This is a genomic window from Streptomyces sp. NPDC028928 (assembly GCF_055564915.1).
The window spans coordinates 830,859-846,345 of the sequence record NZ_JBVHVI010000001.1 but is presented as its reverse complement, the minus strand read 5'-3'; the positions used below and the strand labels follow the sequence as shown (position 1 = coordinate 846,345).

11 protein-coding genes are annotated in these 15,487 nt (G+C 72.8%); 7 read left to right on the top strand and 4 right to left on the bottom strand.

The genetic code is table 11. The features are described 5' to 3' along the window. Positions 1 to 8 precede the first annotated feature (8 nt). The 3 genes from ACZ4U1_RS03800 to ACZ4U1_RS03790 all read right to left on the bottom strand — a co-directional run bounded on the left by ACZ4U1_RS03800 (position 9) and on the right by ACZ4U1_RS03790 (position 4,494). Complete coding sequence (locus ACZ4U1_RS03800; protein ID WP_467899184.1) at positions 9 to 2,774, bottom strand: alpha/beta hydrolase; 2,766 nt, start codon at positions 2,772 to 2,774, stop codon at positions 9 to 11. A 302-nt stretch (positions 2,775 to 3,076) separates the two neighbouring features. Continuing rightward, on the bottom strand, positions 3,077 to 3,493 hold the full coding sequence (locus ACZ4U1_RS03795; RefSeq protein WP_467900072.1) for a Zn-ribbon domain-containing OB-fold protein: 417 nt from the start codon (positions 3,491 to 3,493) through the stop codon (positions 3,077 to 3,079). 164 nt (positions 3,494 to 3,657) lie between these two features. Next, positions 3,658 to 4,494 (bottom strand): TetR family transcriptional regulator, encoded by an 837-nt coding sequence (locus tag ACZ4U1_RS03790; RefSeq protein ID WP_467899182.1) that lies wholly within the window; start codon positions 4,492 to 4,494, stop codon positions 3,658 to 3,660. A gap of 200 nt (positions 4,495 to 4,694) precedes the next feature. Here ACZ4U1_RS03790 and ACZ4U1_RS03785 point away from each other — a divergent pair, with 200 nt between their 5' ends. From ACZ4U1_RS03785 to ACZ4U1_RS03755, 7 genes are all read left to right on the top strand, one after another. Continuing rightward, positions 4,695 to 5,810 carry a substrate-binding domain-containing protein gene (locus ACZ4U1_RS03785; RefSeq protein ID WP_467899180.1) on the top strand — a complete coding sequence of 372 codons (1,116 nt, stop codon included), beginning with the start codon at positions 4,695 to 4,697 and terminating at the stop codon, positions 5,808 to 5,810. Positions 5,811 to 5,955: 145 nt separating this feature from the next. Continuing rightward, the gene (locus ACZ4U1_RS03780; protein ID WP_467899177.1) at positions 5,956 to 7,263 is read left to right on the top strand and encodes an ABC transporter substrate-binding protein; all 1,308 of its coding nucleotides are present in this window, start codon (positions 5,956 to 5,958) and stop codon (positions 7,261 to 7,263) included. A 350-nt stretch (positions 7,264 to 7,613) separates the two neighbouring features. Further along, positions 7,614 to 8,435, top strand: coding sequence for a carbohydrate ABC transporter permease (locus ACZ4U1_RS03775; protein ID WP_467900070.1), 822 nt, complete (start codon positions 7,614 to 7,616; stop codon positions 8,433 to 8,435). Then, positions 8,432 to 9,376, top strand: coding sequence for a carbohydrate ABC transporter permease (locus tag ACZ4U1_RS03770; RefSeq protein WP_467899175.1), 945 nt, complete (start codon positions 8,432 to 8,434; stop codon positions 9,374 to 9,376). The genes ACZ4U1_RS03775 and ACZ4U1_RS03770 overlap by 4 nt, the downstream gene beginning before the upstream one ends. 83 nt (positions 9,377 to 9,459) lie before the next feature. Further along, positions 9,460 to 10,455, top strand: a complete 996-nt coding sequence (locus ACZ4U1_RS03765) for a hydroxyacid dehydrogenase (RefSeq protein ID WP_467900069.1) — start codon at positions 9,460 to 9,462, stop codon at positions 10,453 to 10,455. Between the two features lie 90 nt (positions 10,456 to 10,545). Next, positions 10,546 to 12,015 (top strand): HAD-IA family hydrolase, encoded by a 1,470-nt coding sequence (locus ACZ4U1_RS03760; RefSeq protein ID WP_467899173.1) that lies wholly within the window; start codon positions 10,546 to 10,548, stop codon positions 12,013 to 12,015. Positions 12,016 to 12,190: 175 nt separating this feature from the next. Beyond that, positions 12,191 to 13,033, top strand: coding sequence for an ATP-grasp domain-containing protein (locus tag ACZ4U1_RS03755; protein WP_467899172.1), 843 nt, complete (start codon positions 12,191 to 12,193; stop codon positions 13,031 to 13,033). On the opposite strand, the gene ACZ4U1_RS03750 is transcribed toward ACZ4U1_RS03755, so the two are convergent. Continuing rightward, positions 13,020 to 15,476: a polysaccharide lyase 8 family protein gene (locus tag ACZ4U1_RS03750; RefSeq protein WP_467899170.1), complete on the bottom strand. Its 2,457-nt coding sequence runs from the start codon at positions 15,474 to 15,476 to the stop codon at positions 13,020 to 13,022. The two genes, ACZ4U1_RS03755 and ACZ4U1_RS03750, sit on opposite strands and share 14 nt — an antisense overlap. Positions 15,477 to 15,487 lie beyond the last annotated feature (11 nt).

Genomic DNA, 15,487 nt, shown 5'->3' with positions numbered 1-15,487 from the left:
CCCGCGTCCTACGACGCGTTCCGCACCGAACCCGACAGCTCCAGGCCGCCGGACTGCGGTTCCCCGGTCTGCGGGTCGACCTGCCGGAACCGCACCGACTCCGTGGACTCCCGGACCCGGTCCCTCACCGTCGGCAGGGTGATGTCCGCGCTGGTGCGCCCCGCCGGGACGTCCACCCACAGATAGAGCCCGGACACCTTGGACAGCGCACGCTCGGGGTCGGGCCTCTCCCCGGTCATGTCCCGCAGCCAGTCCGCCGGGACGTCCTTGGTGGACAGCTCCGGAGCGGCGGCCGGCGCGACCGCGAACAGCGCGCCCATGTCGACGTCGACCGCCTCCGACAGCGACAGCCGCCACTTCAGCGACTGCCCCTCGGTCACCTCGCCGGCGACCGGCGTGACGGTCATCCTGGGCGCCGGATCGTCGTCATGGACCGTGACCCCGCCCCGGTAGGAACCGACGACCGCACCGCGGACCGCCTTCACGAGCACGTCGTACGACACGTCGGCGCCGTAGCGGGTGTTGCCCTTCACCTCGACCGGTACATCGATGTCCTGACCGCCCGGACGCACCGTCACCAGCCGGTCCTCGGCCTTCCCGGTGGCCGGGTCGATCACGTACACCCGGACCTGACCACTGCCGCCCCGGCCCGTCACCTGGACCGGAACCCGGTAGGTGCGCACGCCCGAGTCACCCTCGTCCACGGTCGTCCGGCCGATGTCCACGCGCGGCAGCGCGTCGACCCGCACCGCCGGCGTCCCGGACCGCCAGCCCCACGCGTCCATCAGCCAGGCCCGACCGGACGCCGAACGAGGCGTCAGCTCAAGGGACTTGACCGAACCCAGGTCGAGCCCGGCGCGGCCGGCCGCGGTCAGCGGCACGCGGATCTCCTGCGCCCAGTAGGAGGCGGTCCGCTCACTGCCGGGCAGCCCGGCGGCCTTGACCCGGCCGAGCCTCGCCTTCTTGCCGGAAGCGTCGGTCAGCGACACGTCCACCTGCGCGGCCCCGGAGTTCGGCGGCACGAACAGCCGCAGCGCCAGCGCCTTCGAACCGGACAGCGAGACCGGCTTCTTCGCGGTCACCCGGGCCGGGGTGCCGGCGCGGGTCCAGCGCAGCGCGATCGCGTGCCGGCCCGCCTCCCGGTCGGTCTCCCACTGCGCGAAGTGCGGCGAGGACCCCTGGGCGCCCGTCCCCAGGCAGGCCTTGGCCGGGCTCGGGTCCACCGCGGCGCACAGCCTGCCGCCGGTCACCGACACCCCGCCGTCCGGCAGGAACCCACCGCCCCGGCGGGCCCCCACCGCGTGGCTGAGCACCCGGGCCGGGTCCGCCGACGGCGCCCGCTTCCCGGAACCGTCCAGCAGCGGCCGGACCCGGTCGTCCCCGGCGAGGAACAGCCGCGCCGCGGCCGCGATGTACGTCGAACCGGCCCGGTGCTGCTGGTCGGCGGTGAGCCGGGTCGCGGTCCGCTTGCCGCACACCGGATCGTGATGCTGCGGGTCGTCGGAGAAGTCGTCGTCGGCGGGCGCCGTCGCCTGGCCCGGCGTCCACTCCGAGTTGAAGAAGTTGTGGTTGGCGCCGATCACGTACACCGCGCTGTGCAGCGCGGAGCCGTTGCCGACCGCGCGGGTGCCGTCGACGTACACCTCGCCCTGCAGGTCGGAGACGTCGCCGTCACACCCCGGCAGAATCGTCATCGACGGCACGTCCGGCACCGGGTTCTGACCGAAGACGGTCGGGCCGATGAGGACGGTGCCCCGGATGTTCCAGCGCACCGGCCCGTGATAGCCGTCCTGTCCGGCGGGCGGCGGGGCGAGGCTGTCCAGCGCGGCCCGGTTGACGCCCTCGCCGCCCCGCGAGTGCCCGACCAGCAGCACCCGCGACAGATCGGCGCGGGGTGCCTCACGGACCACCTTCGGCGCGGTCTCGGGGTGCTCGGCCCAGCCGGCCCAGCGGGCCAGGTGCAGCCGCACCAGCGAGGACCGGGCCTGCGCGCCGCCGTCCTCCGCCGCGAAGTCCTGCCCGTTGATCCCGTTGGCCGAGATCGACACGGTCACATAGCCCTGGGAGGCGAGCAGCTTCTGGTCCCGCAGATAGCCGCGGTGACTGGGCACCGGCTTGGTACCGGCCGGGCAGGGCCAGGCACCGGTGACGTCCTCGCGCCCCTTGTAGCAGGTGAAGTGCCGGCCGTGCAGGAACAACGCGAGCGGGCGCTTGCCGGACGCACCGACCGGCGCCACGACCACCGCGCGCATCTCCACCGGCGCCGGGAAGCCCGGCAGCCGGACCGACTTCAGCCCGTACTCGCCGGTCCTGGTGCGGTACGCGCCCGGCTTGCCCGGGTCGACGCCGTTCGCCGGCAGCGGTGCCGGCAACCGGGCCGCCGACGCGGCACCGGACGCCTGCCGCGCGTCCAACCGCCGTCCACCGGACCAGACTTCCAGCCCGTCAAGCGCCGTAGTCCGCCGCCCCTCGAGCGGCAGCCGGAACGTGTGCCCGTCCGCACCCGGCCGCGGCACGCCCAACAGCTTTCCTCCGGCGCGGAATTCGACCCGCGCGTCCCCCATCGGCAGCCGCCGGTCCGACCGCCACACCAGCTGCGGCGCCGAGCCCCCGCCGGCCAGCCGCCACCCCGGCGGCAGCGGCGCGTCGCCGTCAGCCACCAACGCGCGTATTCCTCCGGGTGGTTGGGAGTGGGCGACTGCCACCCCCGGGGGTGCCCCCGCCACCGCGAGCAACGCGGCGGCGGTCACCCATATGCGCCGGGCACGGACCACATTTCCTCCTCGAACCCCGACCACGGACGTCCCGGCCCTCCCGGGCGTCCCTCGCCCCCGGAGGATGGAAAGCGAGGACTGTGGGTTGCCTGTGAAGGAGAGGTGATGGATCACATCGGGGGGCGAGGGCGTGATTCGGCCGGATGGGGGAGCGGGGTCGGCCCAACTGCGTTCGAAAGTCGTCCTGTTCAGGCTGGGAGGCCAGCTCGCCGCCCGCCCCGGACTGAGCCGCCCCTGCATTCGCGCCCACGGCGCCCGCGAGGTCCGGCCGGGCGCTCAGCGGTGTGCGGCGCGTAGGGCGGTCAGGTCCACGCCCGGTAGGGCTCGTCCAGCAGCTGGAAGACCGGCTCGCCGCGCACCGGGTCCTTGGCCGTGGACAGCCGCACCCGGTCGCCGCTGTGGATCCCGACCGGCGGGCCCATGACCCGGCCCCGTACGACGAACCCCTCGGCCATCTCTATCAGCGACACATTGCGCGCAGCCGGCGTGTTGCGGTGCACCACGGTGGAGTGGCGGACCGTGCCGACGCCCTCGCTGCGCTCGGTGCGCAGCTCGCTGCCCTGGCAGACCGGACACAGCAGCCGGTGGTACATCGCGGTGCCGCACCAGGTGCAGCGCTGGAAGAGGATGGCGTCCTTGGAGTCCGCGGCGGCGGGATCGAGAACACCCGCAGCGGAACCGGCCGCTGGATGCGAGGTGCTTGCTGAGTGGTGGTACACGCTGGTCAACTCCCTGCGCTCGGCCTCCCGCGTGCCCGGCGCGGACCGCGCACGCGTGTGCACGGTTGCCGTGCCACCGCGCACGCCGACAGGGTATGGCACTGAGTGTCACTCGTAAAGGCACTCGGTACCCAGAATTGTCGCCGGCGGGCATCCCCGGCGGGTCAGGTGCGGCCGAGGGCCGTCTCCAGTTCCTGCACCATCCGCCACAGCGGGGCGTCCCGGCGGGACACCAGCACGACCACGTCGTCGGGCTGCCCCGTCGAGGCCTCGGCGCCGCCGGGGCCGATCCAGGCGGCCGCGGCCGGGGTGGCTGTCGCCCGGGTGGTCGACGTCGGGGCGGCCGCGGCCTGGGGGGTCGTGGCCTGGGGGGTCGTGGCCTGGGGGGTCATGGCCGGGGTGGTCGCCGACCGGCCGAACGTCATCTGCACGTACCCCAGCGCGTGGTCCACCGCCGCGCCCGGGTCGCCCTTGCCGTCCGAGCGCAGCCAGGAGCGCAGCGCGTTGTTGTGCGCGGCGACGACCGCGGCCGCGATCACGTCGGCGCGCAGGGTCCCGTCGGGCCGTCCCGCGAACCGCGCGCGCAGGTACTCGGCGAGCGCGCGTTCGTAGCGCCACACCACCGACAGCTCGTACGCGCGCAGGCCCGGCACCTTCCGGGTGAGGCGGTAGCGCTGCACGGAGAAGGTCGGGTTCTCGGCGTACATCCGCAGCACCAGCCGGGCCGCGTCGCACACCCGCCGTACCGGCTCGTGCTCGGCGCCGCCCGCCGCGAGAAAGGCGGTCATGTCGGCCAGACAGCGCTCGTGGTCGGGGAAGACCACGTCCTCCTTGGAGGGGAAGTAACGGAAGAACGAACGCCGGCCCACCCCGGCCAGGGCCACGATGTCGTCCACGGTGGTCTGCTCGTACCCGCGTTCCAGGAAGAGCCGGAAGGCCGCCGCCACCAGGGCGTCCCGGATCGGCGGCTTCGCGGCCGGCGCCGCGCTGCTGGAGCTCATGGACGGGAACGTAGCACCCGGACCGGTTTCGTGACACTCAGTGCAGCGGGAGCACGCTGATGAGGGAACTGAGTGCTTCTGAGGTGAGCCACCCGAACACCGGAGCGATCGAATTGAATGGAACCGATCGATACGATGGGGGCCAGAAAAAGAACGTCTCCGGATCACCGAGCCCGGACCACCGCGCCAGGGGGAGCCCCATGCGACTGCACGTCGATCAACGCCACGAGCGGGTGCTCGAACTCGTCCGGGAGCGAGGCAGCATCCGCGTGGCCGAACTGGCGGCCGAGCTCGGCGTCTCCGCGGTCACCCTGCGCCGCGACGTGGAGACCCTCGCGGCCCAGGGCCGGGTGCAGCGGCTGCACGGAGCGGTGGTCTGGCCCGGCGACCGCACCCGCGCCACGACTCCGGCCGCCGCCGGCGACGAACGCACCGGGACCGCCGAAGGCGCCGTGATCGGCATGATCGTGCCGACCACCGTGTCCATCTTCGCCGACATCGTGCGCGGCGCCCGCGAGGCCGTCGGCGCCCACGGCGGACGCCTCGTCCTCGGCGTCTCCGGCTACGTCGACACCGAGGACTCCGTGCAGGCGGAGCACCTCGTCGCGGGCGGCGCGCAGGGGCTGCTGGCGGCGCCCAGCTGGTTCGGCGGCGTCCCCGCCGACGGGCAGGAGAAGTGGCTCGTGGAGTGCGGGGTGCCCAGCGTCCTGGTCGAACGCTCCGCCCCGCCCGGCAACCCCGCCGCCGAACTCGACCGGGTCCGCACCGACCGCGCGCACGGCGCCGCCGCGGCCGTCGGCCACTTCGCCGCCCTCGGCCACCGCCGCATCACCGCCGTCCTCCAGGAAGGCCCGCACGCCGAGCGGATCAGCGCCGGGTTCGAGGCCGCCGTCCGCGCCCGCGGCATCGGCATCGACCGCGGCGCCCCCAGCGTCCGCGAACACGGCGACTACGAGGCCTCCGTCGACTACCTGGTGGAGGCCGTCCGCGAACGCGGCGTCACCGCCGCACTGGTGCACAGCGACGAGGACGCCATCGTGCTCGTGCCCCGGCTCCAGGCACGCGGTATCCGCGTCCCCGACGACCTCGCCCTCATCGCCTACGACGACCAGGTCGCCGGACTCGCCGACGTCCCCCTCACCGCCGTCGCCCCGCCCACCCACGCGGTGGGCGAACTCGCCGCCGAGCTGCTGTTGCGCCGCATCGCCGAACGCAACGGCGACCTGCCGGCCGGGCCCCGCCGACACCTCGACCTCCTCCCGGAGTTGCGCATCCGCTCCTCCTGCGGTGGGCGACCGCCTGCTGCGGCTTCCTGAGCCGGTCCGCGCGAACCGCTCACGAACTGAGCGCGCCGCGATCGTTTTGATTATCTCGGTCGAACGCTCTTGACGTTGATCGGATGCGCACAAAGGATGTCCTGCGACCGCCTCTTCCCGTACGAGGTCTCACAGGAGCCGTGCCATGACGCGTACGTCACGATCGTTTCGCACAGTCACCGCCGCCACCGTCACCGCCCTGGGGCTGCTCGCCACCGCCTGCGGCGGCGGTGACAGCTCGACCGACGCCGCGTCCGACGGCAAGCCGGTGACCATCGACTACTGGACCTGGACCCTCGGCGCCAAGTCGACCGTCGACGCGTTCAACAGGTCCCACCAGGACATCCAGGTCAGATTCACCGAGATCCCCAGCGGCACCGAGGGGTACAGCAAGCTGGCCAACGCCGTGAAGGCCGGCAACGCGCCCGACGTCGCCACGATCGAGTACCAGATGGTCCCCGAGTTCGCCAGCCAGGGCAATCTGATCGACTTGACCAAGTACGCCGGTGAAACGGTCAAGACGAAATTTCCGAAGCCTGTCCAGTCGCTGGTGACCTTCGGCGGCCGGACCTGGACCGTCCCCTACGACATCGCGCCGCAGATCTTCTACTACCGCACCGACCTGTTCGAGAAGTACGGCCTCACCGTCCCCAAGACCTGGGACGACTTCCGTCAGGCGGCCGAGAAGGTCAAGCAGCGGGACAAGAACGTCCGCCTCGCCTCCATCCCGAAGAACGACCCGGCCCTGCTGGCCGCACTCGCCTGGCAGGCGGGCGGCAAGTGGTTCGGCACCGAGGGCGACGCCTGGAAGACCGGCGTGGACGACGCCGCCACCAAGAAGGTCACCGCCTACTGGGACGGTCTCGTCAAGGACGACCTCGTGCAGACCTTCACCGGCTACAGCCCCGAGGAGACCAAGGCCCGCGCCGAGGGCAGGACGCTGGCCTTCCTCGGCGCCTCCTGGTCGGCCGGCGGCATGAAGACCGCCCTGCCCGACCTCAAGGGCAAGTGGGCCGCGGCCCCCCTGCCCAACTGGGGCACCCCCGCCGCCGGCAACTACGGCGGCACCTCCTACGGCGTCCTCAAAGGCAGCGAACACCCCGAGGCCGCCGCCGAGTTCATCACCTGGCTCACCACGAACAAGGCCGGCGTCGAGGCCCGGCTCGCCGACCTCCAGTCCCCGAGCAGCGCGCTGCCCGCCGACCCGGACATGCGCAAGGTCGCCGCGGCGAAGTTCGACACCGCCTACTTCAACGGCCAGGACCTCTACTCCCTCGCCTCCCGGCAGGCCGACACCATCGTCCCCGGCTGGACCTGGGGTCCCGACCAGATGGACGTCTACACCGCCATCCAGGACACCACCGCCAAGTCGGACTTCACCGCAGGCGTCGAGGCGGGCGAGGACCAGGCCCGCTCAGGCATCGCCGACCGGGGTCTGAAGCTCACGAAGTAGCCCCGGCGGAGAGCGGCCGGGGACAGGGGGAGCGTCGGCCGCAGCGAGCTCCGCGCCGGCGGCAGGCGTCCCGGGGCGGGGGCACACCTCGCCTGCCGACAGCACCACCGGAACCGGCACACGCGACGCCTCCGGCCTTCGTCGCCCCGCTCCCGCCCCTGCCCCGCCCCGCGCATCCGGGCCCACACCCACCCCCACACCCACCGCCCCCGCCCCAAGGAGCCGCCGTGTCAGCCCCCTCGGCCCGCCCCGCCGGCCCACCGACCGGCCACCGCTACCAGGACCAACGGGCGCGGCGTCAAGCCGCAGCCGTTCTCATCGCGCCCTTCTTCCTGCTGTTCGCCCTCGTCATGATCGCGCCGATCGGATACGCACTCTGGATGAGCCTGTTCCAGGAACGCTCCTCCGGGCTCGGCTTCGGCGGCACACAGCGGGTGTTCGCCGGGCTCGCCAACTACACCGCAGCCCTCTCCGACGCCGGCTTCCGTGACTCCTTCGCGCACATCGCGCTCTACTGCGCCCTCTACATCCCGGTGATGATCGGGGGCTCCCTCGCTCTCGCCCTGCTCGTGGACTCCGCCCTCGCCCGCGCGAAACGTTTCTTCCAGTTGGCGCTCTTCCTGCCGCACGCGATTCCCGGACTGATCGCCTCGATCATCTGGATCTACCTCTACACCCCGGGTCTGAGCCCCGTGCTCGACTGGCTCGAAACGGCCGGCGTCACCTGGGACTTCTACGCGAACGATCACGTCCTGCTCTCGATGGTCAACCTGTCCGCCTGGCAGTGGACCGGCTACAACACGGTCATCTTCTACGCCGCCCTGCAGGCCGTCCCGCGCGAAGTGATCGAAGCGGCCGTCATGGACGGAGCCGGTGCCCTGCGCACCGCCCTGCGCATCAAGATCCCGATGATCGCCTCGGCGATCGTCATGACCGTCCTGTTCACCTGTGTCGGCGCCATCCAGATCTTCACCGAACCGAAGCTGCTGAACCAGCGCGGAGCACCCTCGATCGACACCGAGTGGTCGCCCACCCTGTTCATCTGGAAAGCCGGCTTCGTCCAGCACGACTACGGCATCGCGGCGGCCGGCTCCCTGCTGCTCGCCGCGCTCGGCATCGTCCTCTCCCTCATCGTCACCCGGCTCGGAAACCGCTGGAAGGCGGCGGCATGACCACCCTCACCCATCCGAAACCCGCCCCCACCCCCGCCCGCCGGTCCGCCACCGGCCGGCGCGCCCGACCCGGTGGCCGGCCCGGCACCCGCCGCCGCACCCCGGTGCCCGTCCTTCTCTCCAAGGGCGTCGTCAACGGACTGCTGATCCTCGCCGCCTGCTACACCCTCATGCCGGTCAGCTGGCTCCTCATCGCCGCCACCAAGAACCACCGCGACCTCTTCGCCACCTCCGGCTTCGCCCTCGGCGACCTGAACCTCCTCGCCAACCTGCACCGGCTGTTCACCTTCGACGACGGCATCTACCTGCGCTGGTTCGGCAACAGCGTGCTCTACTCCGTCGTCGGCTCCGCCGCCTCCAGCCTCATTTGCGTCGCCACCGGCTACGCCTTCGACAAGTACGACTTCCGGGGCAAGGAGAAGCTGTTCGGACTGGTCCTCGGCGGCGTCCTCGTCCCGAGCACCGTCATCCAGCTGCCCATGTACCTGCTCGCCACCAAGGCCGGCGTCGTCAACACCTACGGGGCGCTGCTGCTGCCCGCCCTCGTCAACCCGTTCGGCGTCTACCTCGCCCGGGTCTTCTCCGAGGGCTACGTACCCGACGAGGTGCTGGAGGCCGCCCGCGTCGACGGCGCCGGCGAACTGCGCACCTTCGCCCGTATCGGACTGCCCATGCTCGCGCCCGGCTTCATGACGATCTTCCTGTTCTCCTTCACGGCCAGCTGGAACAATTTCTTCGGCGCGCTCGTCATGCTCAACGACGATCACCTCTACCCGGTCAACCTGGGCCTGTTCATGTGGAACAGCGTCACCCAGCAGCAGCCCGAGTACTACGCGCTCGTGATCACCGGCTCGCTCGTGGCCGTCCTCCCGCTGATCGCCGCCTTCGTCTGCCTGCAGCGCTTCTGGCGCTCCGGCCTGACCGCCGGCGCGGTGAAGTGAAGGTGACCGTGACCCAGACCCAGACCCAGACCCAGACTCCAGCCCACCCGCGCCCTCGCTCCCGCCCGCGCACCGTCCTCGCCATGGGCACCGACATCCACCGGACCCTGCTCGCCGACGGTCACCTCGACCGGCTCCGCACCGTCGCCCGCGTCGACACGACCACGACGATCACCGCGATCAACACGGTCACCGACGCCGACCCGGCGCACACCGCCCGCCTCGCCCACGCCGAAGTGCTCTTCACCCACTGGGGAGCGCCCCCGCTCACGGAGGACGCGCTGCGCCGCATGCCCCGGCTGCGGGCCGTCGTCCACGCGGCCGGCTCCGTCAAGCACCATGTCACCGACGCCGTCTGGAAGCGCGGCATCACCGTGTCCTCCGCGGCCGAGGCCAACGCCGTCCCGGTCGCCGAGTTCACCCTGGCCGCCATCCTGTTCGCGGGCAAACGGGTCGTGGACATCGCCCGCTCCTACACCCGCACCCGCACCCCGCCCGCCCTCCTGCCGTACTACCGCGGGCACGGCAACTACCGGCGCACCGTCGGCGTCGTCGGCGCCTCCCGCGTCGGCCGCCGCCTGCTCGGCCTGCTCCGCCCGTTCGACCTGCACGTCCTGCTGCACGACCCCTACCTCGACCCCGCACGGGCCCGCGCCCTGGGCGCCGAACCGGCCGGACTGGACGAACTCGCCGCCCGCAGCGACGTCGTGACCATCCACGCGCCCCAACTCCCCGAGACGCGGCACATGTTCGACGCCCGCCGACTGGCCCTCCTCAAGGACGGGGCGACCCTCGTCAACACCGCCCGCGGCTCCCTGGTCGACACCGACGCCCTCCTCCCGCACCTGCTCACCGGCCGCCTCAACGCCGTACTCGACGTCACCGAGCCCGCCACACCCCCCGCCGGCTCCCCCCTCTACACGCTGCCGAACGTCCTGCTCACCCCTCACATCGCCGGATCCCTCGGCACCGAACTGGGCCGCATGACCGACTGGGCCATCGACGAAGTCACCCGCTACGCCGGCGGTCTGCCCTTCGCCCACGGCGTCGGCCCCGAGGAACTGACCCGCTCCGCATAAGACGGCCGCAAGACGGCCGCAAGACGGCCACAAAGACGGCCACAAAGACGGCCGCAAGACGCCCCGCCACCGTGCGAGCAAAGGAGCTTCATGCCCGACCGCCGCGTCCTCGTCGTCGGCATCGACGGCGTCCGCCTGGACACCCTGCGCCGCCTGCCCACCCCGCACCTCGACGCCCTCACCACCGACGGTTTCCTCACCCCGGTCGAGGTGGACGACGCCACCCCGACCATGTCCGGCCCCTGCTGGGCGACCGTCGTCACCGGGGTGAACGTCGCCAAACACGGCGTGTGGAGCAACGACCTCACCGGCCACCGCCTCGACGTCTTCCCCGACTTCACCACCCGGCTCGACCACCACGACGGCCGGCGCACCTTCGTCGCCGCCGGCTGGCGCCCCCTGCTCCAGCCCCGCGACGGCGGCCCCCTCTTCCGCGCACCCTCCCGCACGGTGTACATCGCCCCGCGCGCCGACACCCCCGAGGCCTGGGACGAGTGCGACGAACGCATCACCGAGGCAGCCGCACGCGTCCTCGCCGAGGACGACGTCGACGCCTCCTTCGTCTACCTCGGCGCACCCGACGAGACCGCCCACGTCCTCGGCTGCGCGGAGGCCTACGACACGGCCGTGCGCCGCGCCGACACCCGCCTCGGCCGGCTGCTCGACGCCGTACGCTCCCGCCCCGGCTTCGAGGCGGAGGAGTGGACCTACCTCGTCGTCACCGACCACGGGCATGCGCAGGCGGGCGGACACGGCGGCCGGTCCGCCGCCGAACGCACCGCCTGGCTGGCCGCCGCCGGCCCCGGCATCGGCACGGCCCCGCGGCGGCCCGTCCGGCACGCCGACGTCGCAGCCCAGGTCTACGCCGCACTCGGCCGCCACCCCGACCGCCACTGGACCCTGGACGGCCGCCCCTTCGCGGCCCGCCCGCACGCCGTCCTGCTCGACCTCGACGGCACCCTCGCCGACACCGAGTCCCTGTGGCTGCGCACCGTCCGCGAGACCGCACCCGGGATCACCACGGACGACCTCTTCGCCACCCTCGGCCGTTCCGTCGCCGACACCGCCGCCCACCTGCACACCCTCACCGGCACCGACCCCGGCCCGCTCGCCGCCGGCCTGGAGGACCGCTTCGCCACCGCCGTCCAGCAGGAGGCCGCTCCGCTGCCCGGAGCCCTGGAACTCCTCGCCCTCCTCCACGAGTCGGACATCCCGGCGGCCGTGGTGTCGGCGTCCCCGCGGCCCGTCGTGGACGCCGTCCTGAAGCGGCTGGACGCGCAGGGCGCCCCCGCGTTCGCGGCCACCGTCGCCGCCGGCGAGACCCCCCGCACCAAGCCCGCCCCCGACCCCTACCTCGCCGCGGCCCGCGCCCTCGGCACCGACCCGGCCGCCTGCCTCGCCGTCGAGGACTCACCCACCGGCGTCACCGCGGCCGAGGCGGCCGGCTGCCGGGTGCTCGCCGTCCCGTCGTACACACCGATCGAGACCGCACCGGGCCGCACGGTCCGCCGCAAACTGACCGGCCTCGGCATCACCGAACTGTGGGCGGCCGGTCTCTGAGGGAAGGGGGAGCGCGGGCGGTCGCCGGGGGCGCCGGAAGACCCCCGCACCCTGCGGCGTAACCTTTCTCCGCCACCGCCACCGCCACCGCCACCGCCACCGCCACCGCCACCGCCACCACCGACCCGACCCGAACCGCCCCCGCACCGCACCGCCCCGTCCCCGAGGAGCCCCCATGCCCGCCGCCCGCCCCCGCCTGCTGTACGTCACCGACCTGGCGTACCAGGCCCGCGGGCGCCGCTACTGCGACGAGGACATCCACCTCACCTCCCGGCTGCGCGCCCACTTCGACCTCGCCCTGTGCCATCCGCTGGACGCGGCGGCCCTGATGGACGGCTTCGACGCCGTCGTCGTCCGCAACAGCGGACCCGTCCTCGGCTACCAGAAGGAGTACGAGGACTTCCGCGCCCGGGCGCTCGCCGCCGGCACCCGGGTGTACAACCCGCTCACCGGGAAGGCCGACATGGCCGGCAAGCGGTACCTGCTCGATCTGACCTCCGCCGGCTACCCCGTGATCCCGACCGTCGACCGCGTCGAGGACCTGGACCGGCTGCCGGCCGCCGAACGGTACGTGGTGAAGCCGAAGTTCGGCGCGGACTCCCTCGGCCTGCGGATCGTCCCCGGCAGCCGGCTCGCCGGACTCGCCGCCGGCGACGTCCTGATCCAGCCCTGCGTCGACTTCGCCTACGAGGTCTCCTTCTACTTCGTCGACGACGACTTCCAGTACGCCCTGTACGCCCCCGACCCCGAGCGCCGCTGGGAGCTGAAGCCGTACGCGGCCACCGCCGCCGACCTGGAGTTCGCGCGCCGGTTCATCGACTGGAACGACCTCGGCCACGGCATCCAGCGCGTCGACGCCTGCCGCGCCCCCGACGGCGGCCTGCTGCTGGTCGAACTGGAGGACCTCAACCCCTATCTGTCGCTGGACGCGCTGGAGGAGGAGGCCAGGGACGCCTTCGTCACCGCGTTCACGGCGTCCCTGAACCGGTTCGCGCAGGGGGCGCTCAGCCCAGCCTGACCGTGACCCGCTGGGTGGCGCCCGCCGTCCCGGTCAGATCGCCGAAGGTCAGGGTCAGCGACGAACCGGTGGCCGCCGAGGCGAGCGTGGCCGGCGCGGACGTCACCGCCGTGACCGTCCGCCGCCAGGTCAGGGTCAGACCGGTCCGCATCCGCATCGGATCGCTCACGGCGATCACCGCGGTACCGTCGGCGCGCTCACTGATCATCACGCAGCACGGATCGCTCGCGGTGAGCGTTCCGACCGTTCCGCCCAGCCAGAAGTTCACTCCGGTGAAACCGAGCGAAGTGACCGCCACGCCCTGCCGGCTGTTCGTGTTGGCGAGCACGGTCAGCCACCGGGTGTCCGCGGCCCGCGCCTGCGTACGGGCGGCCGTCGCGCCGGGCAGCAACTGGTACGCGTACGAGGCGCCGGCCGGGTCGGTGCCGTGATCGACGTACAGGGTCAGGTACCTGCGGGTCACGACGGTCGTGGAGCCGCCCTTGTTGATCGTGCTCCAGCTGCCGTCCCGGGCCTCGCGCAGCGCCCGCACCGTCGCCCCGCCCGGGAAGACATAGCCGCCGTGCCCGCCGATGTGCGCCCACTTGGTCCCGGTGAGCGTCTCCGACCACGGGTAGGCGGTGGGCTTGACCGTTCCGTCCGCCGTGAACGGGGCGCCGCCGGTGGGACCGAGGTTGCGGTTGTCGACCGTCGTCTCCACCGCGGTGCCGTCGGTGCAGGTGATGCCCGCGCCCAGACAGACGACGGTGTCGTCCAGGAAGAACCAGGACTTCTTGGCGACCAGGGTCGACTGCAGGCCCTTCAGGTACTGGCCGACCGCGGCCCGCTGTCCGTCGGTCGCGCCGCCCACCCAGTTCACGTCCGGCTTCGCCGCGCCCCAGTCACCGCCCGCCGCGTCCGCCAGCACCGTGCGGGAGACGGTCGTACCCGGCAGCCGGTACGGGTCGACGGTGGGCCAGAAGGCGTCGCTGTACTGGCCGTTGGCGAACGTGTCGCCCCACCAGTACAGCATCCCCGCACCGGTGTGCCAGCCGCGCAGGTTCTCGCCGTTGCCGGTCTCGTAGTAGGTGATCCTGCGGTCCGCCATGCTCAGCGAGGCCGCCCAGCCGGGCCGGCGGTGGGTGGCCCGCGCCATGCACGGGAACAGCCGGTGCCCGGCCGGCTCGGCCACCGCCGGCACCGACCCGTCGTCCCGCACACCCCGCAGCCGGGCCAGGTGCGGCAGGCCCAGCATCGGGTCGGCGAGCGGCGGGCTGTAGTAGTCGCGCTGCATCCAGCCCTTCACCAGCCCCCGCCAGCGCGCGTTCTCCGCCGCGCTCGCGCCCTGCCCGAGCAGCACGATCGAGGCCAGGACGGGGTGGCCGCGCAGATGGTCGTCCTGCTGGATCCCCTTCGGGTCCGCCGCCGCGATGCCCCGGCTGATGGCCCGGCCCGCCACGCCGTCCATCACCAGCCCGTTGTAGAGGAACGGCGCCCACGCGTTCTCCACCGCGTCGAACACGATCTGCCGCTGCGGGTCCGTCACCTCCCAGCGGGACCCGGTCAGCAGGGCGAACAGCAGGCCCAGTCCGCCGAGCAGCACCGAGCCGTAGGAGCCGGTGTACGGCACCGACGTGTGCTGGATGAAGGAACCGTCGGTGTACAGGCCGTCCCCCGAGGTCACGTACGGGAAGACGGGGGAGAGGGCGTCACGGGCCAGCGCCACCTTGGCCGCACTCGCCCCGACGACACCGCGCAGCGCCAGCACCCGGCACAGGTCGACCCGGTTCGCGCCCGTACTGGTCCCGCTGTAGCTCGCCACCGCCGAGTCGGGCACGAAGTGGTCCACCGCGGCCAGGTAGTTCGTGAGCTGCGCCGCCGACAGGGCGTCGTACATGAGCACGCACACGTCCAGCAGCGCCTGCGGGGCGCCGATCTGCCAGCTGTACCAGTTGCCGTACCGGGTCTGGCCCGCGTGGTAGACGTCGTCGTGGAGGTGGTCCAGCCCGGTGACGATCGCGTCGCGCAGGCCGGGGTCGCCGGTCAGCCCGGTGCCCGGCTGGCAGTACGCCTGCGCGAGCGTGCTCAGCCGGGTGCAACTGGTGTTCATGTTGCCCGAGTAGCCGTACGACTCCTGGTCCGTGTCGGGCTCCGGGTCGGCGTAGGCCAGGTCCGGCCACAGGGAGCCGGGGGCGGGGGCCATCGCGGCGAGGTACCGGCCCGCCGTGTCGCCCAGGTCGGCGAGCCGGGACCGGAACGGTTCGGCGGCGGGGTCGAAGCCCTCGCCGAGGATCAGGGTGCGCCACTTCGCCCGGAGCGTCGCGAACTCGTCCGCGGCGGCGGCCGCGCGGGTGGTGCCGAGCCCCAGGGCTGCGGCGGTGCCGGAACCGGCGGCCAGGAAGGCACGGCGTGACCAGGAACGGGGCCATGGACGGGACGAGGGACGGGACCAGGGAGTCGTCATGACGGCGCTTT